The 26707-nt window shown below is 48.1% G+C and carries 29 protein-coding genes, 1 tRNA gene and 1 other RNA gene; 24 read left to right on the forward strand and 7 right to left on the reverse strand.

Annotated features, from left to right (window positions below; all coding sequences use genetic code 11):
* Positions 1 to 14: 14 nt before the first annotated feature.
* From trxB to JFN88_RS05670, 6 genes are all read left to right on the forward strand, one after another.
* Positions 15 to 962 (forward strand): thioredoxin-disulfide reductase, encoded by a 948-nt coding sequence (gene trxB, locus JFN88_RS05645; protein WP_199018354.1) that lies wholly within the window; start codon positions 15 to 17, stop codon positions 960 to 962.
* Between the two features lie 318 nt (positions 963 to 1280).
* Positions 1281 to 2231: an ROK family glucokinase gene (locus JFN88_RS05650; RefSeq protein ID WP_199018355.1), complete on the forward strand. Its 951-nt coding sequence runs from the start codon at positions 1281 to 1283 to the stop codon at positions 2229 to 2231.
* A gap of 63 nt (positions 2232 to 2294) precedes the next feature.
* On the forward strand, positions 2295 to 3185 hold the full coding sequence (gene rapZ, locus JFN88_RS05655) for an RNase adapter RapZ (RefSeq protein WP_379166106.1): 891 nt from the start codon (positions 2295 to 2297) through the stop codon (positions 3183 to 3185).
* 12 nt (positions 3186 to 3197) lie between these two features.
* Complete coding sequence (gene mgfK / locus JFN88_RS05660; protein ID WP_199018357.1) at positions 3198 to 4181, forward strand: gluconeogenesis morphogenetic factor MgfK; 984 nt, start codon at positions 3198 to 3200, stop codon at positions 4179 to 4181.
* 5 nt (positions 4182 to 4186) lie between these two features.
* Positions 4187 to 5116, forward strand: coding sequence for a DNA-binding protein WhiA (gene whiA, locus JFN88_RS05665; protein ID WP_199018358.1), 930 nt, complete (start codon positions 4187 to 4189; stop codon positions 5114 to 5116).
* Positions 5117 to 5337: 221 nt separating this feature from the next.
* Complete coding sequence (locus JFN88_RS05670; RefSeq protein ID WP_028560934.1) at positions 5338 to 5607, forward strand: HPr family phosphocarrier protein; 270 nt, start codon at positions 5338 to 5340, stop codon at positions 5605 to 5607.
* Between the two features lie 236 nt (positions 5608 to 5843).
* On the opposite strand, the gene JFN88_RS05675 is transcribed toward JFN88_RS05670, so the two are convergent.
* The 3 genes from JFN88_RS05675 to JFN88_RS05685 form a co-directional block, all read right to left on the reverse strand.
* Positions 5844 to 6152, reverse strand: coding sequence for a sporulation histidine kinase inhibitor Sda (locus JFN88_RS05675; RefSeq protein ID WP_199018359.1), 309 nt, complete (start codon positions 6150 to 6152; stop codon positions 5844 to 5846).
* Positions 6153 to 6409: 257 nt separating this feature from the next.
* A complete protein-coding gene (clpP, locus tag JFN88_RS05680) occupies positions 6410 to 6991 on the reverse strand; it encodes an ATP-dependent Clp endopeptidase proteolytic subunit ClpP (protein ID WP_199018479.1) in 582 nt (193 codons plus the stop codon).
* A gap of 136 nt (positions 6992 to 7127) precedes the next feature.
* Positions 7128 to 7202 (reverse strand) — tRNA-Arg (locus JFN88_RS05685).
* A 558-nt stretch (positions 7203 to 7760) separates the two neighbouring features.
* Here JFN88_RS05685 and JFN88_RS05690 point away from each other — a divergent pair.
* From JFN88_RS05690 to ssrA, 11 genes are all read left to right on the forward strand, one after another.
* A complete protein-coding gene (locus JFN88_RS05690; protein ID WP_199018360.1) occupies positions 7761 to 8789 on the forward strand; it encodes a sugar-binding transcriptional regulator in 1029 nt (342 codons plus the stop codon).
* 107 nt (positions 8790 to 8896) lie between these two features.
* On the forward strand, positions 8897 to 9901 hold the full coding sequence (gene gap, locus JFN88_RS05695) for a type I glyceraldehyde-3-phosphate dehydrogenase (protein ID WP_199018361.1): 1005 nt from the start codon (positions 8897 to 8899) through the stop codon (positions 9899 to 9901).
* 145 nt (positions 9902 to 10046) lie between these two features.
* Positions 10047 to 11228 (forward strand): phosphoglycerate kinase, encoded by a 1182-nt coding sequence (locus tag JFN88_RS05700; RefSeq protein WP_199018362.1) that lies wholly within the window; start codon positions 10047 to 10049, stop codon positions 11226 to 11228.
* Between the two features lie 194 nt (positions 11229 to 11422).
* Positions 11423 to 12175 carry a triose-phosphate isomerase gene (gene tpiA / locus JFN88_RS05705; protein WP_199018363.1) on the forward strand — a complete coding sequence of 251 codons (753 nt, stop codon included), beginning with the start codon at positions 11423 to 11425 and terminating at the stop codon, positions 12173 to 12175.
* A 1-nt stretch (position 12176) separates the two neighbouring features.
* A complete protein-coding gene (gpmI, locus tag JFN88_RS05710) occupies positions 12177 to 13715 on the forward strand; it encodes a 2,3-bisphosphoglycerate-independent phosphoglycerate mutase (RefSeq protein WP_199018364.1) in 1539 nt (512 codons plus the stop codon).
* Between the two features lie 42 nt (positions 13716 to 13757).
* Positions 13758 to 15053 carry a phosphopyruvate hydratase gene (gene eno, locus JFN88_RS05715; RefSeq protein ID WP_199018365.1) on the forward strand — a complete coding sequence of 432 codons (1296 nt, stop codon included), beginning with the start codon at positions 13758 to 13760 and terminating at the stop codon, positions 15051 to 15053.
* A 248-nt stretch (positions 15054 to 15301) separates the two neighbouring features.
* The gene (locus JFN88_RS05720) at positions 15302 to 16063 is read left to right on the forward strand and encodes a sugar phosphate isomerase/epimerase family protein (RefSeq protein ID WP_199018366.1); all 762 of its coding nucleotides are present in this window, start codon (positions 15302 to 15304) and stop codon (positions 16061 to 16063) included.
* A gap of 133 nt (positions 16064 to 16196) precedes the next feature.
* On the forward strand, positions 16197 to 16433 hold the full coding sequence (gene secG / locus JFN88_RS05725; RefSeq protein ID WP_332908439.1) for a preprotein translocase subunit SecG: 237 nt from the start codon (positions 16197 to 16199) through the stop codon (positions 16431 to 16433).
* A 278-nt stretch (positions 16434 to 16711) separates the two neighbouring features.
* Positions 16712 to 19729 (forward strand): ribonuclease R, encoded by a 3018-nt coding sequence (rnr, locus tag JFN88_RS05730; RefSeq protein ID WP_199018368.1) that lies wholly within the window; start codon positions 16712 to 16714, stop codon positions 19727 to 19729.
* 178 nt (positions 19730 to 19907) lie between these two features.
* The gene (smpB, locus tag JFN88_RS05735; RefSeq protein WP_199018369.1) at positions 19908 to 20387 is read left to right on the forward strand and encodes an SsrA-binding protein SmpB; all 480 of its coding nucleotides are present in this window, start codon (positions 19908 to 19910) and stop codon (positions 20385 to 20387) included.
* A gap of 282 nt (positions 20388 to 20669) precedes the next feature.
* Positions 20670 to 21033: a transfer-messenger RNA gene (ssrA, locus tag JFN88_RS05740) on the forward strand.
* Between the two features lie 21 nt (positions 21034 to 21054).
* Here the strand turns inward: ssrA and JFN88_RS05745 are convergent.
* From JFN88_RS05745 to JFN88_RS05760, 4 genes are all read right to left on the reverse strand, one after another.
* Entirely contained in the window at positions 21055 to 21954 is a 900-nt protein-coding gene (locus tag JFN88_RS05745; RefSeq protein ID WP_199018370.1) for a recombinase family protein, read from the reverse strand.
* Complete coding sequence (locus JFN88_RS05750) at positions 21954 to 22466, reverse strand: recombinase family protein (RefSeq protein ID WP_199018371.1); 513 nt, start codon at positions 22464 to 22466, stop codon at positions 21954 to 21956. Before JFN88_RS05750 ends, JFN88_RS05745 begins: the two co-directional genes overlap by 1 nt.
* A gap of 86 nt (positions 22467 to 22552) precedes the next feature.
* On the reverse strand, positions 22553 to 23014 hold the full coding sequence (locus tag JFN88_RS05755) for an ImmA/IrrE family metallo-endopeptidase (protein WP_199018372.1): 462 nt from the start codon (positions 23012 to 23014) through the stop codon (positions 22553 to 22555).
* Between the two features lie 13 nt (positions 23015 to 23027).
* Positions 23028 to 23459 (reverse strand): helix-turn-helix domain-containing protein, encoded by a 432-nt coding sequence (locus tag JFN88_RS05760; RefSeq protein WP_199018373.1) that lies wholly within the window; start codon positions 23457 to 23459, stop codon positions 23028 to 23030.
* A 186-nt stretch (positions 23460 to 23645) separates the two neighbouring features.
* Between JFN88_RS05760 and JFN88_RS05765 the strand changes: the two genes are divergently transcribed.
* The 7 genes from JFN88_RS05765 to JFN88_RS05790 all read left to right on the forward strand — a co-directional run bounded on the left by JFN88_RS05765 (position 23646) and on the right by JFN88_RS05790 (position 26691).
* Complete coding sequence (locus JFN88_RS05765; protein WP_199018374.1) at positions 23646 to 23885, forward strand: helix-turn-helix domain-containing protein; 240 nt, start codon at positions 23646 to 23648, stop codon at positions 23883 to 23885.
* A 335-nt stretch (positions 23886 to 24220) separates the two neighbouring features.
* Positions 24221 to 24490, forward strand: a complete 270-nt coding sequence (locus JFN88_RS05770; RefSeq protein WP_199018484.1) for a hypothetical protein — start codon at positions 24221 to 24223, stop codon at positions 24488 to 24490.
* A complete protein-coding gene (locus tag JFN88_RS24790) occupies positions 24480 to 24614 on the forward strand; it encodes a hypothetical protein (RefSeq protein WP_269846518.1) in 135 nt (44 codons plus the stop codon). The genes JFN88_RS05770 and JFN88_RS24790 overlap by 11 nt, the downstream gene beginning before the upstream one ends.
* Entirely contained in the window at positions 24590 to 24802 is a 213-nt protein-coding gene (locus tag JFN88_RS05775; RefSeq protein WP_199018375.1) for a hypothetical protein, read from the forward strand. The genes JFN88_RS24790 and JFN88_RS05775 overlap by 25 nt, the downstream gene beginning before the upstream one ends.
* A 67-nt stretch (positions 24803 to 24869) precedes the next feature.
* Positions 24870 to 25943 carry a DUF932 domain-containing protein gene (locus JFN88_RS05780; protein WP_199018376.1) on the forward strand — a complete coding sequence of 358 codons (1074 nt, stop codon included), beginning with the start codon at positions 24870 to 24872 and terminating at the stop codon, positions 25941 to 25943.
* Positions 25943 to 26194, forward strand: a complete 252-nt coding sequence (locus JFN88_RS05785) for an AbrB/MazE/SpoVT family DNA-binding domain-containing protein (protein WP_199018377.1) — start codon at positions 25943 to 25945, stop codon at positions 26192 to 26194. The genes JFN88_RS05780 and JFN88_RS05785 overlap by 1 nt, the downstream gene beginning before the upstream one ends.
* Positions 26195 to 26499: 305 nt before the next feature.
* Positions 26500 to 26691: a hypothetical protein gene (locus JFN88_RS05790; RefSeq protein WP_199018378.1), complete on the forward strand. Its 192-nt coding sequence runs from the start codon at positions 26500 to 26502 to the stop codon at positions 26689 to 26691.
* Positions 26692 to 26707 lie beyond the last annotated feature (16 nt).

Below are 26707 nucleotides of genomic sequence, written 5' to 3' on the forward strand. Positions count from 1 at the left end.
GGAGGTAATGAAGGATGTATAAATCTATTATTATCGGCACAGGACCGGCTGGTCTGACTGCGGCCATTTATTTGGCTCGGGCCAATCTGAACCCGCTCGTTATTGAGGGGCCGGAACCGGGCGGACAGCTTACGACGACTACAGAAGTAGAGAACTTCCCTGGTTTTCCCGACGGCATCATGGGACCTGAACTGATGGCGAATATGCGTAAACAAGCAGAGCGCTTCGGGGCCGAATTCAAAACCGGCTGGGTTAATTCCGTTGACACATCCCAACGCCCGTTCAAGCTTCAGGTGGAGGGACAGGGCGAACTGACAGCAGAGACGTTGATCATCTCTACCGGAGCATCGGCGAAATATTTGGGCATTCCAGGCGAAAAGGACAATATCGGACGCGGTGTCAGTACTTGCGCAACCTGTGACGGTTTCTTTTTCCGTGGTAAAAAGATTGTCGTTGTCGGCGGCGGCGATTCGGCAATGGAGGAGGCAAACTTCTTGACGCGTTTTGCAAGCGAAGTGGTGCTTGTACATCGCAGGGAGGAATTGCGTGCCTCCAAAATTATGCAGGACCGCGCCCAAGAGAATGAGAAAATCAAGTGGAGTCTGAACAAGACGCCTCTTGAAGTTATTGCAGGCGACAAGGGAGTTACAGGACTTAAAGTTACGGATAACGTGACCGGCGAGGAAGAGGTTATTGAGACAGACGGACTGTTTGTCGCAATCGGTCATACACCAAATACAAAATTCCTTGGCGGTCAAATCGATACAGATGAGACAGGATATATTCTGGTGAAGCCAGGAACGTCGGAGACGAATATCCCTGGCATCTTCGCTTGCGGAGATGTGCAAGATCAGAAATACCGCCAGGCCATTACGGCTGCGGGCAGCGGCTGTATGGCTGCGCTGGATTGCGAGAAATTCCTGGACGGTCATGTCGTTCATGACTGGAGCCAGTCGTTGTAAATTCATCATGAGAAGACAGGGCGTGTTTGCGAACGGGTGCAAGCACGCCTTTTTATGCAAGAGCAGCTCTCTTAAATTCCGAAAAAAGCTGTGAAAATGATGTTCCTTTGTGGATGGGATGTAATTTCGTCTATGGAACGGCAGCTCCGCAGTTGGGGCGAAAGAGCTTGAAATTCGTTTTGAAGAGGACAGGGAAAACGAGCATTCCTTTAATTGAACGAGAAAAAGCCGTAAAATGTGTTGTTCTTGACCAGAGGGGTATGTTGGCTTATAGTTGGTACAGAAGCAGTAAACTATTTTATTGAGGTGGCCATTGTCATGTCTGAAAAGATTTACGTAGGAGTAGATATCGGAGGAACCGCAATTAAAGTTGGCATTTGTAATCAGAGCGGCGAGTTGCTTCATACGTATGAGGGACCAACCGAAACGAGCAAGGGTACAGATGCAATTATTAACAACATTGCTGCATACTCACGTCATATTGTAGATGAATCTCCTTTTGCATGGGAGCAGGTGGAGGGTGTAGGAATTGGCATTGCCGGATTCCTGGATATTCCTAATGGAATCGTAGCCTTTTCTGGAAATTTATCGCTACGGAATGTTCCGCTGAAGTCGATTTTGGAAGAGAAGCTGGGGAAAACGGTTAAAATCAATAATGATGCCAATGTTGCAGCATTGGGCGAAGCGTGGGCCGGAGCCGGCAAGGGTGTAGGGCACTGTGTCATGTACACGCTCGGTACAGGAGTCGGCGGCGGTATTATTATTGACGGCAAGATTGTTGAGGGCTACGCAAGCAAAGCGGGAGAACTTGGACATATCCAAATCGTACCGGACCTGGAAGCTATTCAATGCGGCTGCGGCAAGATGGGATGTCTGGAAACCGTCTCCTCCGCAACTGGTATTATTCGCATGGCTAACGATGCGGTGGCGCGCGGGGACAGAACCACTCTCTCCTTGGTTGACAATATCATGGCCAAGGATGTTGTGGACGCGGCAAAAGCAGGAGATGAGGTGGCGATTCGTATTGTCAACCGCGCTGCTTACTACCTGGGGAAATCGTTGTCGGTCGTATCCGTTATCCTGAATCCGCAGCGGTTCATTATCGGGGGCGGCGTATCGAAGGCGGGAGAGTATCTGTTCGAACAAATTCGCGAGGCATTTGTTAAACTTACACCGGACCCATCGCAGGAGGGCGTGGAGATCGTACCTGCGACGCTTGGCAACAACGCTGGTATTGTCGGTGCTGCAGGCCTGATCATCCGCGGTTAATTTCAATACTTCTGGCGCCGTTTTGATTGGCCTTGGCGCTTTCCTCAGCAAGGAGGGATGAACATGACGACCAATACAGCAGCAATGGCGAAGCTAATCATTATTACCGGTATGTCAGGTGCAGGAAAAACGATTGCAGTGCAAAGTCTGGAGGACTTGGGTTTTTTCTGCGTTGACAATCTTCCCCCGGTGCTCATCCCAAAATTTGCGGAACTAATTGAACAATCCAAAGGGAAGATTGGGAAAGTAGCACTTGTCATCGATTTGCGGGGCCGGGAGTTTTTCACGGCTCTGTCCGAATCACTCAGCTATATTCAGGATCATTATACGATTCAGTGTGAAATTTTATTTTTGGATGCGACCGACAGCGTGCTTGTTCAGCGGTATAAGGAAACGAGACGGCGACATCCGCTTGCGCCGGATGGGATGCCGCTGGAAGGCATTGCACTAGAGCGACGGCTGTTGGAGGATTTGAAGGGCTGGGCTACTCAGGTCATTGATACCAGCAACATTAAGCCCGCTCAGTTGAAGGAACGGATTGTATCGCGTTTTTCCAATCTGGAGAAAAATACGATCTCCGTTAATGTGATCTCCTTCGGATTCAAATACGGTATGCCGATTGATGCGGATTTGATCTATGATGTGCGTTTTTTGCCGAATCCGCATTATGTGGAGCATCTGAGGCCAAATACCGGTCAACATCCAGAAGTATATGAATATGTAATGAAATGGCCGGAAACACAAGAATTTATGAGTAAGCTGCTGGATATGCTTAATTTTCTTATTCCTCTTTATAAAAAAGAGGGTAAAAGTCAGGTTGTAGTCGGCATCGGCTGCACAGGCGGCAAGCACCGTTCAGTAGCGACTGCGGAATACTTAGGACGAATGCTGGGGAGCAGCGAAACGGAAATCGTGCGTGTCAGCCATCGCGATGCCGAGCGTGACCGCCACTAGCGGGGTGAAGCATTGAATCAGCTTAAGAAAAAGAAACAGCCGCGTATTGTTGTCATCGGCGGCGGTACAGGACTATCGGTTATGCTGCGCGGCTTGAAAGAGAAGCCGCTGGACATAACAGCCATCGTGACGGTTGCCGATGACGGGGGCAGTTCAGGCATTTTACGCAATGAGCTTCACATGCCGCCACCTGGAGATATCCGGAACGTGCTGACAGCTCTTGCAGATGTAGAACCGCTGCTTGCGGATATGTTAAATTATCGGTTTAATCATGGCAATGGATTAGCGGGGCACAGTTTGGGCAACCTCATGTTGGCGGCGATGACGGATATTTCAGGAGACTTCGTAACGGGGATTCGTGAGCTTAGCCGTGTACTGGCCGTCAGAGGGCGCGTGCTTCCGGCGGCGGGGCAATCCATTGTACTGCGAGCAGAGATGGCAGACGGGACGATCGTTACAGGCGAATCCATGATTCCCAAAGCTCGGAATCAGATTAAACGGGTCATGATTGAACCCGAGCAGGTAGAGCCGCTGGATGAGGCGTTAGAAGCGCTACAGAACGCCGATGCAATCCTGATAGGTCCAGGGAGTTTGTATACGAGCATTATCCCCAATCTGCTCGTGCCGAAACTTGCACAGGCGATTATGGATTCTGACGCGGTTAAAATATTTGTATGCAATGTGATGACTCAGCCTGGGGAGACGGACAATTATTCGGTCAGCGACCATCTAGAGGCGATTCATGCTCATGTGGGGCATCATTTATTTGATTATGTTATCGTAAACGATGGGGAAATTCCTCCTCAGGTGCAGAGCAAATATGCCGAAGAGGGAGCTAAAGCTGTGCATCTCGACCTTGAGGAAGTCAAGCGGCGGGGGTATCAGGTCATTGCCGATAAGCTGGTGCTATTCCGCACCTATCTGAGACATGATGCGGCACGTCTGAGCCATCATATTTATCAGCTTGTAGAGAGCTGGATGTTACGAAAGAGGTGAGCCCTTTGTCTTTTGCGGCCCAAACTAAAAAGGAACTGACATTAATTGAAGCAGATTCCTGCTGCGAGAAGGCGGAGTTGGCGGCACTTATACGAATGAATGGTTCTGTCAATCTTTCGAACCGAAAAGTAATTCTTGATGTTTCTACAGAAAATGCGGCGATTGCCAGAAGAATATATTCTTTGACCAAGAAGCTGTTCTCCGTCCATACGGAGCTGCTTGTCCGCAAGAAAATGCGTTTGAAGAAGAATAATGTGTATATCGTCAGGATGCCCCTCAAGGCTCAGGAGGTCCTGTCCGAGCTTCGAATTGTATCTGAGGGCTTTATTTTCAATGATGGTATTGATTCGGAAATTATTCGTAAATCATGCTGCAAAAGATCATACCTGCGCGGGGCTTTCCTGGCAGCTGGTTCTGTCAATAACCCCGAAGGTTCATCGTATCATCTGGAGATTGCTTCAATGTACGAAGAGCAGTGCCATGCCATGGTGCAACTCGCCAATTCCTTTCATTTGAATGCAAGATGCATTGAACGGAAGAAGGGATTCATTTTTTACATCAAGGAAGGCGAGAAAATTATTGAATTTCTGAATATAATCGGTGCTCATCAGGCACTGTTTAAATTTGAGGATGTCCGAATTATGCGTGATATGCGTAATTCCGTGAATCGTATTGTCAACTGTGAGACAGCGAATCTGAACAAGACGATCGGCGCCGCAGTGCGGCAGATAGACAATATCAAGCTGATTCAAAAGGAATATGGTCTTGAGAATTTGCCGGAAAAGCTAAAGGAAGTGGCGGAAGTTCGTCTCCAGCATCCAGATATGAATCTTAAGGAAGTTGGCGATTTGCTTAAAGTTAAAGTTAGTAAGTCAGGTGTCAATCATCGGCTGCGGAAGCTGGATGAGCTCGCTGAGAAAATAAGGAACGGATAACTTTTCAACTTAGTGCTCTCAGTGGTATAATGTTATAATAATGCAAGCATCCGGGTGACTCGAGCTGTTCGCCAGAAGCAGTCGGATTGCGCCTGGAAATATAAGAATGTTCATGTCACAATCGTTTATCATTTCTTATATTTTAGAAGAGATCATGATTTTATTGATGATCTTTGCAAATAATAGTTAAACTGAAATATGGTATTGGGGGTATGGTTTCCATGACAAGGCATCCTGTGGTCGTTCGTTTGAAGACAGGTCTCCATGCAAGGCCGGCGGCACTTTTTGTACAAGAAGCGAATAAATTTTCTTCCGAAGTGTTCGTGGAGAAGGACGACAAAAAAGTGAATGCCAAATCCATTATGGGGATTATGAGCTTGGCAATCAGCTCGGGCACTGAAGTGCACATAAGTGCAGAAGGTTCGGACGCAGAACAAGCTGTAACCGCTTTAGTCAACCTTGTAAGCAAGGAAGAGCTTGAGAATCAGTAAGAGCGCTTCTGACATACGAAAAGTGGAGGGAAACCCTGTCTGTAAGGACGAGGGTTTTTCTGAATGTGCAGCTTTAAACGGATAAGCATGAGGCGATAGAAGCGTGGACATCGGTTGAATTGCAATAGGAATTGCAATAGACAAATGGTTGTCTTTTAAAGCTCTAGACGGCAAATGGCCGTGACGTATAGGATACGTCACGGCCATTTGCCGTCTAGAGTAGCGAAATGTTCAGCTTAGACATTGCCAACTTCGGTTAATGAAATTTTGCGCTGTTCGAGAGCATTTTCAATGAGGCGTATAAAATCATCAGATAAGCGCATCGCTTTAGCCTCGCGGTATACTTCCAGCAGATGCTCATCATTAAGTGGTTTTAGCAGAAGCGTCTTATCCTGATATTCTCCATAGAATGGCTCCGTAGCTGCATAAGCATGGGCATTGGAACTAATGGGTCTTTCAATCATAGAACGCTGTACATGTTTGCGATGAGTCTCATTGGATTTGATGAAATTACGCATTGATAAAAAGGGATTCGAAATTTTCATAAGACGCAACTCCATTATACAAGGTTTCAAAAACAATCCTAGAGATGTATGAATATGGGAAGTTCTTCGTTTTTTTCATCTTACCATGAAATGGGTAAAGCGTCTCCTTGTATTCAATGCATCGAATTTTTATTGACATTCATTTATAAATATGATAAAGGCCTGACTGCGCATCAGGCGTAGTCAGGCCTTTATGACGTAATTATGGAGATGGAGCTGCTGACAAGCGGCAGCTTTCTTTTCCGTTCGCGTTCGCTTTAAATTTTCTCGATAACTTTATCAACCAGACCATATTCTTGCGCTTCAGCGGCGCTCATGAAATAATCGCGGTCGGTATCCTTCTCGATTCGGCTCAGCGGCTGTCCGCTACGCTCTGCGAGAATGTGATTGAGCTTGTCGCGCATCTTCAGGATTCGTCTTGCGCGAATCTCGATATCGCTGGCCTGACCTTCAGCTCCGCCAAGCGGCTGATGGATCATAACTTCACTGTTAGGAAGCGCAAAGCGTTTGCCTTTAGCGCCTGCTGTAAGCAGGAAAGCTCCCATCGAAGCTGCCATACCTACACAAATTGTCGATACATCCGGCTTGATGAATTGCATCGTGTCATAGATTGCCATACCGGCTGTAATCGAGCCGCCCGGGCTGTTAATGTACAAGCTGATGTCTTTCTCAGGATCATCTGCTGCGAGAAAGAGCAGTTGGGCAATAATCGAGTTGGCTACTACGTCGTTCACGCCGCTTCCCAGAAATATAATCCGGTCTTTAAGAAGACGGGAGTAAATATCATAGGCGCGCTCTCCGCGGTTGCTTTGTTCAATGACCATTGGTACAAAATTCATATCCATCTGGACACGCCTCCATTCAAAAATTAAAGGATGTAGAAACATCATAACGGATTCCAAAACAAAAGTCAAAGATAGTCAAACATTAGAAATAAAAAAACCTGACCATCAAGTCAGGATCATGTATTCATAATGGCGCGCCCGCGAGGAATCGAACCTCGATCTCAGGCTCCGGAGGCCTACGTCATATCCATTGGACCACGGGCGCATAAATTAAGTGCAACGAGAGTTATTATACGGGAATTTTGGGGAAAAGGCAAGGGAATGAGGGAAAATAGTTCAGGGCGGGTTGTTCCTCCGTGAAAGGTTGGGCCTCCGATCGCTGTTGATCCCTGATTTTCCGAATGAATTTGAGTAAGCGATAAAATCAGGGAATCAAAGGCGAACGCTCCGCTTCTCCGGCTCCAACCTTTCACTGCGGAACAAAAACCGCCTCCTATTTTCGGGGGAAACAAGGGAAGGACAGTTGCTTGCCCAGGAACCTGTCAAGCTTGCGGTGGGGTGATAGGGAAGATTGGACAAAGGGCAATGTTGCAGAGATTTTCAGCGGAGCCGAAAAGGGGTAATGGGACTAATACTGGGGTGAACGGACCTCTAATGCCAAGTTCATGCAGGATGAAAAGCATGGTTGCACTTTGCGCTAAAATTCGATACAATAGCAGCGGGACTTAAAAGTGCAATGCCGGGACGTAAATTGTCCAGGTGTTGTTAAAAAACTGTCATAGCAGTCTGTCCGTTAAACCGGACTACAGGAGTGAACTGCCTAATGCGCAACAGTATTGAACTGCAGAAACGGCTCATGCCTGACGTCATGGAGATTATGAAGAAACGCTACACCATTCTCCAGCAGGTCAGACACTCGAACCTGATTGGACGCAGGGCGCTGGCTGCTTCACTGTCAATGTCGGAACGGGTGCTCAGAGCTGAGACGGATTTTTTGAAATCACAGGGTCTGCTTGAAATTCATACTTCCGGTATGCAAATCAGCGAAGCTGGCATTCGGCTGCTGGAGGAGCTTGAACCTGAGCTGAAGGGACTGTTCGACTTATCCGAATTGGAGGATAAGCTGCGACGGTACTTCAACCTGAAGCAGGTGTGGGTAGTAGCAGGAGATTCTGAGACTTCGCTGCATACGAAGAAGGAGCTCGGGAGAGTCGCTTCCGAGGCGCTCAAGAAGGCCATGTCCGGGAATGATATTATCGCGGTCACTGGCGGTACGACGCTGGCGCTAGCGGCAGATCAGCTTCATTCCCAGGTTCCGCTTAGGGGTGTGAAATTCGTACCCGCACGAGGCGGCTTGGGCGAGAGTGTGGATTATCAGGCGAATACCATTGTTTCGACCATGGCCAAGCGGGTCGGCGCGCAATACCGATTGCTGCATGTGCCTGATCATCTGGGTGAAGAAGCCTATCAGTCCTTGATGCAGGAACCGAACATTCGCGAGATTGTTGAGGTCATCCGCAGCGCACGCATAGTGTTTCACGGAATCGGTGATGCCATGGTAATGGCACGTCGCCGCAAGGTGAGAGAGGAAATGATCACCGCTATGAAAGAGGAAGGCGCGCTTGCAGAGGCATTTGGATTTTATTTTAACAAGGAAGGTTCGGTTGTACACCGGACGCAGACAGCAGGATTGCGGCTTGAAGACATTCAGGATGCAGAAGTTGTAATCGGCGTTGCCGGAGGCCGCAGCAAAGGTGAAGCGATTGGCGCAGTGATGAGCTTTGGACATAACGATATTCTCGTTACAGACGAAGCGGCTGCGAAAGAGATGATCGCCAATTACCAGTTATAATTCGTAAGATTTAAAATGCAATCATCACACCAGCGGTACAGGAAGCGTTGGCACCGCCTGTGTTGAGATAAATGATTTTCAAAACCCAATTCTAGGAGGAAAACACAATGGTTAAAGTGGGTATTAATGGTTTTGGTCGTATCGGGCGTAACGTATTTCGCGCAGCGCTGAACAATCCGAATGTTGAAATTGTTGCAGTAAACGATCTGACAGACACAAACACACTGGCACACCTGTTGAAATATGACACCACTCATGGCGTTCTGGATGCCACTGTTGAAGCTAAAGAAGGCGCATTGGTTGTTAACGGCGTAGAAATTAAAGTATTCGCTGAGCGCGATCCTGGAAACCTCCCTTGGGCTTCCGTTGGCGCAGAAATCGTTGTTGAATCCACTGGTATCTTCACAGCTAAAGAAAAAGCTGAGCTTCACTTGAAAGGCGGAGCTAAAAAAGTTATCATCTCCGCTCCTGCTACTAACGAAGATATCACTGTTGTTATCGGTGTTAACGAGGACAAATACGATCCTGCTGCACACACGATCATCTCCAATGCTTCCTGTACAACAAACTGTCTGGCGCCATTCGCTAAAGTGTTGAACGACAGCTTCGGAATCGTTAAAGGTATGATGACAACTGTTCACTCTTACACGAACGACCAATCCGTGCTTGACGTTCCTCACAAAGACCTGCGTCGTGCTCGCGCAGCTGCTGAGAATATCATTCCTTCTTCCACTGGCGCAGCTAAAGCAGTATCCCTGGTTCTGCCAGAGCTGAAAGGTAAACTGAACGGTATGGCTATGCGTGTTCCTACACCTAACGTATCCGTAACTGACCTGGTTGCTGAGCTGAAAGTAGACGTTACTGTTGATCAAGTTAACGCTGCTCTGAAAGCTGCTGCTGAAGGTCCTTTGAAAGGCATCCTGAACTACTCCGAAGAGCCGCTTGTATCCAGCGACTACAACGGCGATCCAGCTTCCTCCACTGTTGACGCTCTGTCCACAATGGTAGTTGAAGGCAACATGGTTAAAGTTGTTTCCTGGTACGACAACGAGTGGGGCTACTCCAACCGTGTAGTTGACCTTGCTGCTTACATCGCTTCCAAAGGTCTGTAAGAACTTATATATGTGACGCATCTGTCTTAGCTGAAGCGGGCGGGTGATCACCTACTTGTCCCGGATTTGTCAGCAAATCCGGGACACTGTCATGATTTAAGCTAGTCAGCCTTCTACACCCCATAACTCAAGGAGGTTTTTGCAAATGAACAAGAAAAGTGTAAGAGACGTTGAAGTTAGCGGAAAACGCGTATTTGTACGCGTAGACTTCAATGTACCGGTTGAAAATGGCGCGATTACAGATGACACGCGGATTCGTGAAACACTGCCAACGATTCAATATTTGATCGAAAACGGTGCAAAGGTCATCCTTGCGAGCCACATGGGACGCCCTAAAGGCGAGGTTGTGGAAGAGCTGCGCTTGACTGCTGCGGCTGCTCGCCTGTCCGAGTTGCTCGGCAAATCGGTTGCAAAAGCTGATGAAGCTGTAGGAGAAGCAGTTAAAGCACAAGTAGCTGCATTGAACAACGGCGATGTGCTGCTGCTTGAGAACGTTCGTTTCTATGCGGGCGAAGAGAAAAATGACCCAGAGCTGGCAAAACAATTTGCGGAACTGGCGGACCTGTTCGTGAATGATGCATTCGGCGCTGCTCACCGTGCACATGCTTCCACTGAAGGTATCGCTCACCATCTGCCGGCTGTATCCGGTCTGCTGGTGGAGAAAGAGCTGGCTGTTCTGGGTAAAGCGCTGAGCAATCCTGACCGTCCGTTCACTGCAATTGTAGGCGGCTCCAAGGTTAAAGATAAAATTGACGTTATCAACAAAATGCTTGAAATTGCAGATAATGTCCTGATCGGCGGCGGCTTGTCCTACACCTTCTTCAAAGCGCAAGGCCACGAAATCGGAAAATCTCTTGTGGACAACGAGAAGCTGGACCTGGCTCTTGGCTTTATTCAAAAAGCAAAAGACCTGGGCAAAAACTTCCTCCTCCCAGTTGATATCATCGTAACGGATGATTTCAGCCCGACTGCAAATACTCGCGAAGTAGGCATCGACTCCATTCCTGCTGATTGGGAAGGCATCGACATCGGACCGAAAACTCGCGAGCTGTATGCGGACGTAATCAAAAACTCCAAGCTGGTTGTTTGGAACGGACCTATGGGCGTATTCGAGATCGAGCCATTCTCCCATGGTACGCGTACTGTAGCTCAAGCTTGTGCGGATACTTCCGCTTATACGGTTATTGGCGGCGGTGACTCTGCTGCTGCTGCTGAGAAGTTCCATCTGGCTGATAAAATGGACCATATCTCCACAGGCGGCGGCGCTTCCTTGGAGTTCATGGAAGGCAAGAAACTGCCGGGCGTAGAAGCTCTTAACGATAAATAACATCTGTCAGATTTGAATGATCAGGCTGACACATGGCCTCTTGGTCAAAAGCAGCCTTTTCGTTCGAATAAATGAGCGACGCATTTTCTTTTATGAAAATGACGTCGTTTCATCGCGAAAAATAGGCTATGATAGAACATGGAGTCATTTTTTGCGAGCTTACCCTTCTCAAAACGGAAAGGACGTGTACGTAAGTGAGAAAACCGATTATTGCGGGCAACTGGAAAATGTTCAAAACAGTTTCGGAGGCAGAGGCCTTCCTGGCTGAAGTAAAGGGCAAGGCTGAAGTAGAGGGCGTTGACAGTGTCATTTGCGCACCTTACATTGCGCTGCCTGCTTTGACAAAAGCGGCTCAGGGCACTAAGATTGGCATCGGCGCACAAAATCTGCATTTTGAAGACAATGGTGCATATACCGGTGAGATTAGTGGCATTATGCTGAAGGATTTGAATGTTTCGTATGTGATTATCGGTCACTCCGAACGTCGCGCTTATTTTGCGGAAACCGATGAAATTGTAAATAAAAAAGTTCATGCAGCGTTCAAGCATGGTTTGACCCCAATCGTTTGTGTCGGCGAAAAGCTGGAAGAGCGCGAAGCGGATCAAACGAAGAATGTTTGCAACGTGCAAACAACAGCTGCTTTCCAAGGTCTGTCTGCCGAGCAGGCGGCACAAGTTGTAATTGCGTATGAGCCAATCTGGGCGATTGGCACAGGCAAATCCTCTACTGCTGCTGATGCTGAGGATGTTATTGCTTATATCCGTGATGTTGTTGTCGGCTTGTATAATCAAGAAACAGCTGATGCAGTTCGCATTCAATACGGCGGCAGCGTGAAGCCGAACAACATCAAGGAATATTTGGCACAACCGAACATTGACGGTGCATTGGTAGGCGGCGCGAGCCTGGAGCCTGCTTCTTACATTGAGCTTGTTCAGGGGGCAAAGTAAGATGACAGCGCCAAAACCAGTAGCATTAATTATTATGGATGGCTTCGGCCTTCGTGATAATGTGCACGGCAATGCTGTGGCACAAGCGAACAAGCCGAACTACGACCGTTATCTGGCTAACTTCCCACATACGACGCTGACGGCTTGCGGGGAAGCGGTGGGCTTGCCAGAAGGACAAATGGGCAACTCCGAAGTTGGACATCTCAATATCGGGGCAGGACGTATCGTGTATCAGGATCTGACCCGGATTACGAAGTCGATTCGTGAAGGGGATTTCTACGAAAACGAGACCATCCTCGGCGCAATCCATTATGCAAAGGCGAACAACAAAAAGCTGCATCTGTACGGCTTGCTCTCTGACGGAGGCGTACACAGCCACATTGCGCATTTGTTCGCTTTGCTTGAGCTTGCGAAAAAACAGGATTTCCATGATGTGTACATTCATGCATTTATGGATGGACGCGATGTCGCATTCGATAGCGGAAAGGGCTTCCTGGAGTCCCTGCAAGCGAAGATTGAAGAGACAGGCGTAGGCAAAATTGCGACCGTGCATGGCCGCTACTATGCAATGGACCGTGACAAGCGTTGGGATCGTGTGGAAAAATCCTACCGTGCAATGGTATATGGGGAAGGACCTGCATTTGTCGATCCCATTCAAGCTATTGTACAATCGTATGAGAGCAAGGTATATGACGAATTCATCGTCCCATCTGTCATCGTAGGTGAAGACGGCAAGCCGGTCACAACGGTTGAATCCGAAGATGCCGTCATCTTCTTCAACTTCCGGCCTGACCGTGCAATTCAGCTCTCGCAAGTTTTCACGAACAATGATTTCCCTGGTTTCGATCGTGGCGAGAAATGTCCGAAAAACTTGTACTTTGTATGTTTGACACTGTTCAGCGAGACTGTTGGGGGTCTTGTCGCTTACAAGCCCAAAAATCTCGACAACACGCTCGGTGAAGTTCTCGTTCAACAAGGTAAGAAGCAGCTGCGTATTGCCGAAACCGAAAAGTATCCTCATGTGACGTTCTTCTTTAGCGGCGGACGTGATGTTGAGCTTCCTGGAGAGACTCGTATTCTCATTAATTCGCCTAAGGTTGCAACGTATGACTTGAAGCCTGAGATGAGCGCGTATGAGGTTGCTGAGGCGGCTGTGAAGGAAATCGAAGCAGACAAGCATGATGCGATCATTCTGAACTTCGCGAACCCTGACATGGTAGGTCACTCCGGCATGCTGGAGCCGACGATCAAAGCGGTTGAAGCGACAGATGAATGCATGGGCAAGGTGGTTGAAGCTGTTTTGGCCAAGGGCGGTGTGTGCATCATTACTGCTGACCATGGCAATGCGGATCTGGTACTGGATGATAACGAGCGTCCATTCACGGCGCACACAACAAATCCGGTTCCGTTGATCGTCACCTCCAAGGATGCCACGCTGCGAGATGGCGGGATTCTGGCGGATATCGCACCTACCATTCTGGATCTGATGCAGCTTCCGCAGCCCGTAGAAATGACCGGCAAGTCCTTGATCTCCAAGTAACTTACTAAATCAATTAAACTTAATAAAAGGAGTGTTTTTTTCATGTCTATCATTGCTGATGTGTATGCACGCGAAGTGCTTGACTCCCGTGGTAACCCGACTGTAGAAGTAGAAGTTACGCTTGAATCCGGCGGCAAAGGCCGTGCAATCGTGCCATCCGGCGCGTCCACTGGCGCATACGAGGCTGTTGAGCTTCGTGATGGCGACAAAGGCCGTTACCTGGGTAAAGGCGTTCTGAAAGCTGTTGAGAACGTAAATGTATCCATTGCTCCTGAAATCATCGGTCTGGATGCACTGGATCAAGTGGCAATCGACCGCAAAATGATCGAAATCGACGGTACACACAACAAAGGCAAACTGGGTGCTAACGCAATTCTGGCTGTTTCTATGGCAGTTGCTCGTGCTGCTGCTGATGCTCTGGATGTGCCTCTATACACGTACTTGGGCGGCTTCAACTCCAAAACTTTGCCAGTACCAATGATGAACATCGTAAACGGCGGCGAGCATGCTGACAACAACATTGATGTTCAAGAGTTCATGGTTCTGCCTGTAGGTGCTGAAAGCTTCAAAGAAGCGCTGCGTATCGGCGCAGAAATTTTCCACAGCCTGAAAGCAGTTCTGAAAGACAAAGGCCTGAACACTGCAGTAGGTGACGAGGGCGGATTCGCTCCTAACCTGAGCTCCAACGAAGAAGCAATCACGACAATCATCGCTGCTATCGAAAAAGCTGGCTACAAGCCAGGCGTTGATGTATTCCTGGGTATGGATGTTGCATCCACTGAGTTCTTCAAAGACGGCAAATACCATCTGGAAGGCGAAGGCCGTTCCTTCACTTCGGCTGAGTTCGTAGACTACCTGGCTTCCCTGGTAGACAAATACCCAATCATTTCGATCGAAGACGGTTGTTCCGAAGACGACTGGGAAGGTTGGAAATTGCTCACTGAGAAACTGGGCGACAAAGTTCAACTCGTTGGTGACGACCTGTTCGTTACAAACACTGAGCGCCTGTCCAGCGGTATCGAGCAGGGCGTAGGTAACTCCATTCTGGTTAAAGTAAACCAAATCGGTACTTTGACTGAAACATTTGATGCCATCGAAATGGCAAAACGCGCTGGCTACACAGCTGTTATCTCCCACCGTTCCGGTGAGAGCGAAGACAGCACAATCGCTGATATCGCGGTTGCAACTAACGCTGGCCAAATTAAAACAGGTGCTCCTTCCCGTACAGACCGTGTTGCAAAATACAACCAATTGCTTCGCATCGAAGATCAATTGGGCTCCACTGCAATCTACGGCGGAAAAGCAGCATTCTACAACCTGAAAAACTTTAAAAAATAAGTCTGACTAACAGACTGGCAAGTATCCCTGCGCCCACTAGGCGCGGGGATTTTTTTTACGGTGCGCCCGGCATGGGCGTCATCTCTAGGGTGAAAGTCCCGAACAGGGGCTGGCGAACGCCTACCGTTAGCCAAGAGCAAGGGTGTCTGCCGTGAGGTGGCAAAGTCGTTTGCGCTTTGCCTGAATGGACCTTCTCCCTTTGTCCTATACTAATGCCAAGCAAAATATCGATCAGGGGGCATGTTGTGATGGCAAAGGTAGCGCTGCATCTTGCCATGCTGCGTGATTATGCGCAAAAGGACATTTTGGGAACGATAAAAAGGGCGGGAGAAATGGGCTATCCGGCTGTAGAGTTTACAGGGTATTTCGGTGCTAAAGTTAGTGAAATCCAAAAGGTGTTGACTGAATGCGGACTGGAGGCAATCGCAAGCCATTACAGCATCAATTGGCAGGACCTCAAAAACATGGGTAAGGAATTGGCCAGGGAAATTGATTATGCTCAGCAACTGGGTATTCCGCGGATAATAACGCCTTGGGCGCCGCTGCAGGAAAATCCCGATATAGACGATGTGAACCATCTGATTTCCATCATTGAAAAAGCTGCGCTGCAAGTGAATGCGGCCGGCCTGCAATTCGGATATCATAACCATGTGAGTGATTTGATCCTGGTTAACGGTCGAACAGTGCTGGACTATTTGATGCAAAGAATCCCGCGGGAGCTGCTCTTTCTGGAGTTGGATCTGGGATGGGTATATATGGCAGGAAAAAGCCCAGACGAACTCATTCGGACATATTCGGGACGAGTGCCGTTAATTCATTTCCGGGATTTGGGCCGGCAACGCAAAGATACGGAAATCGGAAACGGAATTGTAGGTTTTGATCGGGCATTCAAGGAAGCGGCTTCAGCTGGAGTCGAGTATTATATTGTGACACAGGAGCAATTTGGGGCTTCTCCGATAGAAAGCGCTGAGCTTAGTCTGTTATATTTCAAAAATCGAGGGCTGGCTTAGAAAAAATAACACGAAGCTGATATGAACCGAATTTTGGAATTGCCATTAGGCTCATATCTATGATAAACTACCAATAGTATGTTTTGATATGGCTTGGGTTAGCTTTATAGCTCCTGAAGCAGGAGGTGGAACTGTGGTTGCATTGAAGATTATACTGGTTATTTTTTCGCTGGGACTGATTGCGGCTGTTCTTTTGCAAAAAGGGAAAAGCGCCGGGTTGTCCGGAGCAATCTCAGGCGGAGCAGAGCATTTGTTCGGAAAACAAAAAGCTCGCGGTCTGGATCTGTTTTTGCAGCGTTTAACCGTTGTGCTGGCTGTCGGTTTTTTCCTATTGTCGTTGACTGTAGCGTATTTGGTCAAGAGTTCTTAACGTACAGAATAACAAGCGAAAAGCGGGGAATCCCCCGCTTTTTTTGTTTCAAAGTTGAGCGATGGCGTGAAATAGGAGGAAAGGCGGTTTGCAGTGCTCAATGTTGAAACCGCTTATTTGATATGCAGGCGTAAAGGACTACCTGAGCAGCACCCGTTGTTGAGAACGGATGACAGGCCAGGTTTTTGTATATACTTACGGATAGATGCAACAAACATATAGCTGTAATTGGTATGCAATGACTTAATATACAGGGCAGGCTGGTGAGATGAGAAATTATGGTGACAGAACAGGAATTGCTTGACTTTATGCGGGAAACTGCTTATAAGCCGATGACCTATCAGGAGCTTGAGCAGCATTGGGGAACGGAGAATGCCGAGGAGTTCAAGGCTTTTTTGAAGCTGCTAAATCAGCTTGAGGAATCTGGCCAAATATTGCGTACCCGCAATGACCGTTATGGCGTGCCGGAGCGTATGAATTTGGTGCGGGGACGGATTCAGGCTCATGCGAAGGGCTTTGCTTTTCTAATTCCGGATGATAAGACGCAGCCGGATGTATATATTCATGCAAATGATTTGAAGAGCGCAATGAACGGTGATACAGTGCTTGTGCGAATTACTGCCCAAAGCCAGAATGGGGGGCGGATGGAAGGCGAAGTCGTACGGGTTGTTACTCGTGCGGTGACCCAGGTTGTAGGCACCTTTGACAGCCATGAAACGTACGGTTTTGTACTTGCGGATGATAAACGGATTAATCGGGATATCTTCATCCCGAAAGAGGGGTTCCAGGGCGCCGTAAGCGGTCAGAAGGTAGTCGTGCGCATAGTCTCCTACCCTGAGGGCAGATCGGCGGCAGAGGGCGAAATTATCGAAGTGCTGGGTCACAAAGATGATCCGGGCATTGATATTCTTTCAATTATCCGCAAGCATCAGTTGCCGGAAGGGTTTCCGGATGAGGTCATAGCGGAGTCCGAAGCAGCTCCGGATTCGATTACAGAAGAGGAAATTATTCAGCAGGGACGCCGCGATCTTCGGGATAAAGTGATTGTCACGATTGATGGTGAGGATGCAAAAGACCTTGACGATGCGGTCAACGTAGAGCTTTTGGAGAACGGAAATTATTTGCTCGGAGTACATATTGCCGATGTCAGTTATTATGTGCGGGAGAAATCTGCGCTGGACCAGGAAGCATTCCGCCGCGGGTGCAGCGTTTATCTGGTTGATCGGGTCATACCGATGCTGCCGCACAGGCTGTCCAACGGAATCTGCTCACTTAATCCGAAGGTGGACCGTCTGACAATGTCCTGTGAAATGGAGTTCGATGCGAAAACATTGAAGCGTGTCCGCCATGATGTATTCACGAGCGTAATCCGCACGAAGGAACGGATGACGTACACGAATGTGCGCAAAATTTTGCTTGATGAAGATGAGGAAGTCAAAGAGCGCTACGCTGATCTGGCGGATACGTTTAAGCTGATGGAACAGCTTGCGATGCGTCTTCGCTCACAACGAATGAAGCGCGGCGCGATCGATTTTGATTTTCAGGAATCCAAGGTGCTTGTCGATGCGGATGGCAAGCCGACGGATATCGTAAAGCGGGAGCGCTCGGTTGCCGAACAGATCATTGAGGAGTTCATGCTGGCGGCCAACGAAACGGTTGCGGAGCATTTTCACTGGCTGCGTGTGCCTTTCCTGTACCGGATTCATGAGGAGCCGAATTCCGAGAAGCTGATGAACTTTGTGCAGTTTGCTTCCAATCTCGGCTATACCGTCAGGGGCAAAGCCAATACGGTTCATCCGCGAGCGCTGCAGACGCTGCTGGAGGAGATTCGCGGAGTCAAGGAAGAGACAGTCATCTCGACGATGATGCTGCGCTCGATGAAGCAGGCGAAATATGATGCGCAAAGCTTGGGACATTTCGGTCTTGCTGCAGAATTCTATTCGCACTTTACGTCACCTATTCGGCGCTACCCGGATTTGGTTATCCACCGCGTTATCCGCGAGGTGCTGGAGAATGGCGGCAGCCTGCCTGCAGCGCGTCAGGAGGGGCTGGAAGCCCGGATGCCGGATATCGCCCAACATTCTTCCGAGCGGGAGCGGGTGGCAGTCGATGCGGAACGGGATACGGAACAGCTCAAGAAATGTGAATTTATGGTGGACAAGGTCGGCGAGGAATTCGAAGGCATCATCAGCAGCGTGACAAGCTTTGGTATTTTCGTCGAATTGGATAATACGGTGGAGGGCCTGATCAGGCTGAGCGATCTCCATGACGATTATTATCATTTCCATGAGCTGCATATGGCTTTGGTCGGAGAGAGAACTTCCAAGGTTTACCGGATTGGCGATGAAGTGAAAATCCGGGTGTCCCGGGTGAACATGAACGAGCATACGATTGATTTTGAGTTGGTCAATGCGAAGTCCCGCAGCGGCGGAGAGTTCTTGAACGGCAGGGGCGGTAAAGGAAAGCTTGGACCGAAGGGCGGCAAGGAGCAGGGAGGCCGTCAAGGCAAAGGAAAGCCTGGCAAAGGGGCTAAAGAACGCTCAAATGGCGGACCTGGCAATGCTGGTGAATCAGGCGGCAAGCGTGGCGGCCATGTGAAGGAGGCCGGCTGGTCGAGTAACGGCGTAAGGGGCAAGAAAGGCCGTCAAGACAATGGCGCACCGTGGCCTGCTTCGAATGGGTCGGCAGCCGAAGCGAATGGCGAGGAAGCGCAAGGGGCAGCCGGAGGGCAGCGTAAAAGAGGCAAGCGTGGCGCTGGTGGAGCCGAAGGCGCTCAGGCGCAGGCGAATTGGGCGAGCCCTGAGGTGGAGCAGCAGTGGACGGCTGCGCAGCCGCCGCGCAAGCGTGGCCGCGCAGAAGCGGAGCAGGGCGGCGATTGGATTGATGCGGCAGCCGAGACTTTGCGCGAGAGCGGCAAGGCTGTGCCGACGCGCCGCAACAGCGGCGGGCGCGGAGGCGACCGGGCCGGCGGCGGCCGAAATGGCAGGCCGGCAGGGCCGGAACGGCAGAGCGACCGCATAGCCGAAGGCGGGGCGCGAGGCGGTTATAGTGGCCACGGCGAAGCTGGCCGCAAGCGGGCGTCCGGCCGTTCAGGCGGGCGCAAGGATATGTGGGGCTTGCCGATAAGCGGGCAAGCCCAGCGCGGCGGCGAAGACGCCGCTGGCGACGCTCCGCGCAGCAGAAGGAGCGGTGCGGGAGAAGGGCAGAGCCAGGGTGCTGCGAAGCCAAAGCACAAGAAGAAGGGCAGCGGCACCAGTATGGCAGCCTTCGTCCGCAAAAAAAGCAAGCGGCAGTAGATTGCTGCAAGGGAGCAGGAAAATCCCGGCAGCAGAGCTTGATTTCCAATTATAAACTTGTTACAATGGACTCCTGATACCATTAGGAGTCCGTTGTTTCCTTGTCTTTTGAAGGGATTCACCTTTAGAAGTTGGGATTGCGATCATGCTGACTTCATAAGAAAAGGAGTGAATCTTCATGGGTAAGAATAAGAGCAATGATCGTCCGCTCGCCCAGAATAAGAAGGCTTCCCATGATTACTTCATTGAAGAAACTTATGAAGCAGGGATTGTCTTAACGGGAACAGAGATTAAATCATTGCGTCAAGGCAGGGCTAACATTAGCGATGCATTTGCAACGATTCGCAATGGCGAGATTTTCATCCACAACATGCATATCAGCCCATTCGAGCAGGGTAATCGGCATAATCCAGACCCGTCCAGAGCGCGCAAGCTGCTGCTGCACAAGGTGCAGATTCATAAGCTGCTTGGGCAGTCGAAGCAGGAAGGGTATGCGATTGTTCCGCTGAAGATTTACACGCGAAATGGTTACGCGAAGCTGCTGATTGGCCTTGGCAAAGGGAAAAAGCAGTATGACAAGCGTGATACCGCGGCCAAGCGTGATGCACAGCGCGATATCCAGCGTGCGCTGCGCGAGAAACAGAAGATCGCCAGATAAAAATGGCGGATTTTTGTTGCAAACCATGAGAATAGCAATGTTTCCAGTAGTCGCTACCGATACCAGCAATACTTCAGGTATGAAGACAGGAAACGTGTTATACTATATATACGACGGTGATATATATCATGTATGAATGTACGTCATGCATGTATGAATGTACGTCATGCATGTATGAATGCCGTTTGGCACCTGCTCGGTATAGCAAGCTGTTTGTGCAGAAAAAGGATTGAAATTCTGCATGGCAGACTGCCCCGATCCGCCGGAGCGTCTTATTAACTCGGGGGCGTTTTTTGGATTCGACGGGGATAGTACGAGCAAGGGTTGCGGGTAGTGGGGACGCGTCCGCTTCATCAACGCTAAAGCCTATTAAATGGCAACCAACGTACAACTTTAGCAGCAGCTTAATAACCTGTATGCTAAGCTCCTACCTAGCATCGCCCATGTGTTAGAATAGGGGCTCACTCTTAGTGGGATACGCCGTTTGGTCTCCGCCTGGGGTCAAACGGAAGAAGACAATCAGGCTGACCTTGGACGAAGCCGGTTACGGGGCGTCGGCCTTGGGACATCAAAACTGTGACTACACCCGTAGAAGCCTTTGTGGCGTGATCTTCGGACAGGGGTTCGACTCCCCTCGCCTCCATTTAAGTACGGAAAAAAGAGAGGATCAGACGGTTAGCATATCGACGATATGCCAATCGTCTGATTTTTTTATAGTGATTTTTTTAAAGAGGGATTGAATGATTTGTTTTTGTGTGGAAGCATTAAGTATACTCCAGTTGCTCTTTAAATTAACAAAAGCTTTGCGAATTTCATCAATTGGAATAGTTTGTTCAGGCTCTGGCTCAGCTTCCTTCTTGATTTTCGCAATCCTTGAGTCCTCTCCATCTATCAGCGTTGCGTAGTCATCTCCTGAAAGTTTCCCATCCCCCAATGCCATCATCCAATTATGGCGCCTCTTCTGGCTGATAGCCAATTCTTTATCCAGACTAACCTTGCGGCGAGGTTTATGTTTCGGCTCCTGATATCCGTCCTCCACTAATTGGATATGCTTTAGTACTAGTTGGTTTAAAATTCGTTCAGAAATACTTGGAGCATCACAAGTTCCTTTTGCATACTGACTTAGGCAGCGGTAACTTAAATATTTTTTTGTGCCATGTACTGAGGCGTTTCCAGCATAAGTAGCTCCGCAGATACCACATTTAATTAATCCTGCGTAAGGATATTCAAAAGACCTTCTCGACATATGCCCCTCTTTGCGACGATCACGGATACTAAATATTTCAAATAGTTCTTCTTCGGTAATGATACCCTGATGAGAACCGGCCACCATAATTCTTTGTTCTTCTGGCCATTCCTCTGCCTTGAAATGGTTAAATCCAGCGTTTGTTGGATTGAAAAGAACATTTTTCACTGCTTTATTGTCCCACTTCCCGCCTTCCTTTGTGGTTGAGTGATTATTCATATGTTTGGCTATTTTTGTTGTTCCCCACAATTCAACCCTGTAAAGATGACATATTTCCCTTACTAAAACAGCTTCTTCTTCCACTATTACAAGTTCTCTCATTATTCGGTAACCTCTAAAAATGTATAGCCTATTGGTGGCCGAGACATGTGCCGACCTCCATTTTTCACTTTTGTGGCAATCCCTTTTATCGTCTCTTCACGGAGGTTGTTAATGTACAATTCTGCCCAGATCCCGTTAAGCTGAATGAAAGCTTTTCCCATGGGGGACCGGGTATCAATTTCATCTTGACCCTGTGCAGCGATGATAAGGCGTATATCGAGTTTATTTACTGTTTCGATGAACGAAATAATGTCTCCCATATTTCGGCTTAAACGGTCCAGTTTATGAATCAGTAGTGCTTCGAAGCGTTTAGATTTCATGTCTCTAATCATTTCCTGTACGCCTTTCCTTTTAAAGGTCTTGCCGCTGACACCAGGATCGGAATAAATACGGTACAATTGTAGCCCTTTACGTTCGATGGTTTGCATTAATACATCCTCTTGTGCTTCTAAACTAAATCCTTCCTCTGCCTGTGCTGTGGTACTTACGCGTGTATAAATGGCAGCTCGCATTTAATTTCCTCCTACTAAACAGAATATATGTTCGGTTTTTTGGGTATGATAAACAGCCTTGCGGCTGGGAAGCGCAAAGATATTAATTATAAAACTTCAATAACACGTAATGGATCGAAATGAATAGTATATCTCTCATCGACTTTTAGAAACAATCCATACTTGCTTGTATAACGATCAATAGAAGCTTGTAAGAATTCTTCTGTCACCTCGAGAAAATCAGCTAAGTCATACCTTCCTGATATTCCTAGTTTATGGGCTTTTATAATGTGATCAAGTGGCACTAAGCATTGGTATGCCCACTGCCTTGCAAGGAGCTCCTGCTTACGATTATTAATTATGGTTTGATCTAGGATGTTCCCAACCGTCAGAATAAAGTGGGCAACCTCTTCGGCAAGAATACACGCTTTTTGTACAGTCAGCATGTCTTTATTAATGCCAATTTTATTGCCCTTGCAGAACCCCTGCGCATTGGACTTAAAGCGCTTTTCTACTACGACCACACCTAAGGAGTTCGTGAAGTCAAGAAGTTGATCATAGTGCACCATAGCAACACCTCGGCTACAATTCGTCTATATCTTGCTGCATTAGTTTTAGTTGCTCATCAGATTGATCGTCGTTATGAGCTGCGACTACATCAAACTGCGTTCTACGAACTCTACTGTATTCCATCTCTAGTATTGTTTTAACTGTATGTTTTCCTTTTTCATCAAGGGATTTGAATTTTCGTAAAAATTCAATCTCCGCCTGTGAAAATTTAGACTTTGTACTGGCTGGGATTTCTGGTTCATCTGTCCAACCCATTAAATAAGCTGGAGAGCATTTAAAAAGCTCTGCCAGGCTAACTACTGTTTCATGCTTAATATTTTTTATATCGCCGCTCTCATAACGTTGAGCTGTGGCTTCCTTCACATTTAAATGGTCTGCCACATCAGCAAGAATCATATCAAGCGCCAATCTTCTTTCTTTAATACGATCGTTTAATATTGACATTGAGCAACCACCCTTCCAACTTAATTATCCGTTTTCCTAATAATGTTATAATATCATCTACTTACGCAATATGCAATAAATTTTATGCATCAGGCGAAAAAACTTACGCAATATGTATTGACGGATTAGCATGTCGAATGCTAATATCAACTTACGCGACACGTAAGTCAAAGGAGGTATTGCAAAATGCAAATAAAATACAAAACTGATACTGTGGCGCTGAAAAAAATCATGATTGAGCAGGGTATCTCTACGTATCGAGAGTTATCGAATAGAACAAACATCAATAGAAATACGATATCCCAGATTATGAAGGGTTCCATTCAGCCATCTGCAGAAGCAATGCGGCAACTTGTGTCAGTACTTAAAATTCCACCCGCAGAAGCTGGAATTATTTTTTTTAGTCCAGACTTACGTACTGCGTAAGTTAAAAAAGAAGGAGATGAGGCGAGTGGCAGCAATTCTACGATCAAGTCAAATCAGCTATGAGCTTCTGGAGCGCATAGCGTTACAGATACGTGCTGCAAACCAGGAAAAGAGCTTGATAAAAGCAAGTGACGCATCTTGAAGTTGATTTAAAAAAGGTTATTTTGAGGGGGCGAACTGGTTGGAGATTAACATCTCTGATGCTAGCAAAGTGCACACGACCTCTGATTCGAATGAGGTCAACGAAATGCTGGACGATGGTTGGGTTCTGGCAGATGTAACACGGGGCAATCTTAAATACCTATTTTTACTTATTAAAACTTAGGGGGATGGGCATGGACCAACAATTGGCACAGTTAATCGATAAAGTTTTGATATTTCCGCGGGACCTGGCTTATCACGTATCGATGCATATTAGTCCAAGTGATGCGGATTTTGTGATTTTTAAAAAGGCTCCAGAGGAGGGGCCCCATGAATTCGTTTATATCGAAGGTTTTCGCAATGTGGACACTAATGCAGACAATCTGGCTGCCGCACTGGAAGCTGTCGAAAGTATTCTGCGGGGTGAATATGATCGGGAGGGAGGTGAGGCAGTTGCCGGATGATCTGCTGGACAAGCTGGGCGAGTATTTCGTTTATCATTCCATTCTGGATCGGTACGGTGTGACGTTCGAACAATTTCTTGGGAAGGTGAGGGCGGGGATATGGGAGGCGTACTTGGCAGCGTAGGGTATGACTTTCAAGCAGCAAGGAGCCGGATCATGGAGCTGACGGGTTTGTATCGGCACGCGGTGCGGCTTGGAGATGAGCTGGCTCAGCAAGAATTGAAAGCGTTGGTGGATGATCTGGAGCAAGAGGTTACGGCTGCACATGCAGTTGCGGGCAGCAAAAAAGCCGTCGGCGAGGACGGCCTTTAGCAAAACAAATAAAAAGGATGCTCCTATATTACCGCATGTGGCGGGGGAGCGCAAGGGAGCACTGAAAATGAAGACAGGAAAGACCTTACAGCAAATGGCAGCGGAATTGGAGCGCCAGAACAATGTTAAGCGTGATTTTGTACTGGAAACAAGCGGTATCCAAATGGCAATTGACGAAGGTAATCCTAATCTTGATATTATTCGAACTGCTGGAGAGCACAAAAATATTGATCGGTTTTCATTGAACGACATCGCTCACAGGCAAGTTGGAACGCACTTGAACATACCGGCAAAATATTATGACCGGATGCGAACGGAGTATCCCGACTTACTTGCTGCCAATGTCAACGCTTGGTTCCAGCGACAACCATCCCGCCGGATGGTAAGGACTTTAGACGGGAGTGCACGGGCGTTCCTCTCGGACCGGTATCGTCGCATCGATAATTATGAGATTGCTATGGCTGTTCTGCCTGTTATCGGGGAAATGAAGGATGCGCGGGTGGAAAGCTGCGAGTTGACCGAAAGCCGGATGTATCTCAAGGTCGTTAATCCAAAGCTTGAAGCTGAGGTGAAGAAGGGCGACATCGTGCAGGCAGGAATTCTGATTAGCAATAGTGAGGTTGGCCATGGCGCAGTGAGTGTACAGCCACTTATTTATCGTTTGGTCTGCAGCAATGGAATGGTGGTAAACGATTTGGGACAGCGCCGGTACCATGTCGGCCGGGCCAATCAGTCTGAGGACCTGGAGTTGTTCCGTGACGAGACACTTCAAGCTGATGACCGGGCGTTCATGATGAAAATTCAGGATACAGTAAGAGCAGCAGTTGACGAGGCCAAATTCAGCCATGTTGTTGATAAGATGCGCGAAGCTACTGAAGCAGAAATTACTGGTCGCCTTCAAGATGTAGTTGAGATGTCAGCTAATAAATGGAACTTAAATCAAGGTGAATCCGATAACGTTCTTCAGCACTTAATTAAAGGCGGCGACCTCTCTTTGTTTGGATTAAGTAGTGCTGTCACTCGAGCGGCACAGGATGTTGAAAGCTATGACCGGTCAACTGAGATGGAGGCTTTAGGCTGGAACATTCTGAATATCGGCAGAAATGAATGGAGCGATCTGAACAAAGGGGGACAAGCCTAATGAAAACAACTGGAATTGTACGTAATCTTGATTCACTTGGCCGTGTAGTTATTCCAATGGAGTTGCGCCGCACGTTAAACATTGAGTCTGGCGATCCGATTGAAGTTTTTGTAAATGGGGATCAGATAGTGCTTCGTAAATATTCTCCTGGTTGTGCAGTCACCGGCAGCACAGAAGATTTGATTGAATTTAATGGCAAGCAATATAGTCGTGAAGCGATAAGGCAACTCGCCAAACAGGCAGAAATTTAATTTTGGACAAGGCTCAGCCTTGTCTCAGGATATCGAACTCACACCCCCGGTTCGGTGTCCTGAGATGTGGCTGACACATCTGAGTGGTGGCGGAAAAAGGAACGCAACGCCTGTGAGCCTAGAAGTAGGGTGAAATTCCCGGCGTTTAAGTTGTCGGCAGTAGCCGGCTGTAAAATCCAATGCGGCTTTGCGGTGAAGTCTGGTCCTTGCATTGTGCTAACCGGCGACCAACGAGAAACTAAGTGCAAACCGTAGCAAGGTGCAAATCCTTGCCCACTCAACTACATAGGAAAGGAGGAACTCGCGTGAATCCATCTATCGGAAGAATTGTTCATTATCATGATGACAAAGGCAAAGCGCTTGCTGCCGTTATAGTTGCGGTAGTAGACGATGTCGTGAATCTGGCTGTATGGAACGAATTTGGTCATCAATTCCACGTTCTGAATGTAAAGCATGGAGAAGAGCCGGGGGAGTGGAACTGGCCCCCGAGAGTTTAATTTCTAAACAATAAAA

The organism is Paenibacillus roseus (assembly GCF_016424485.1).
Lineage (GTDB): Bacteria > Bacillota > Bacilli > Paenibacillales > Paenibacillaceae > Paenibacillus_D > Paenibacillus_D roseus.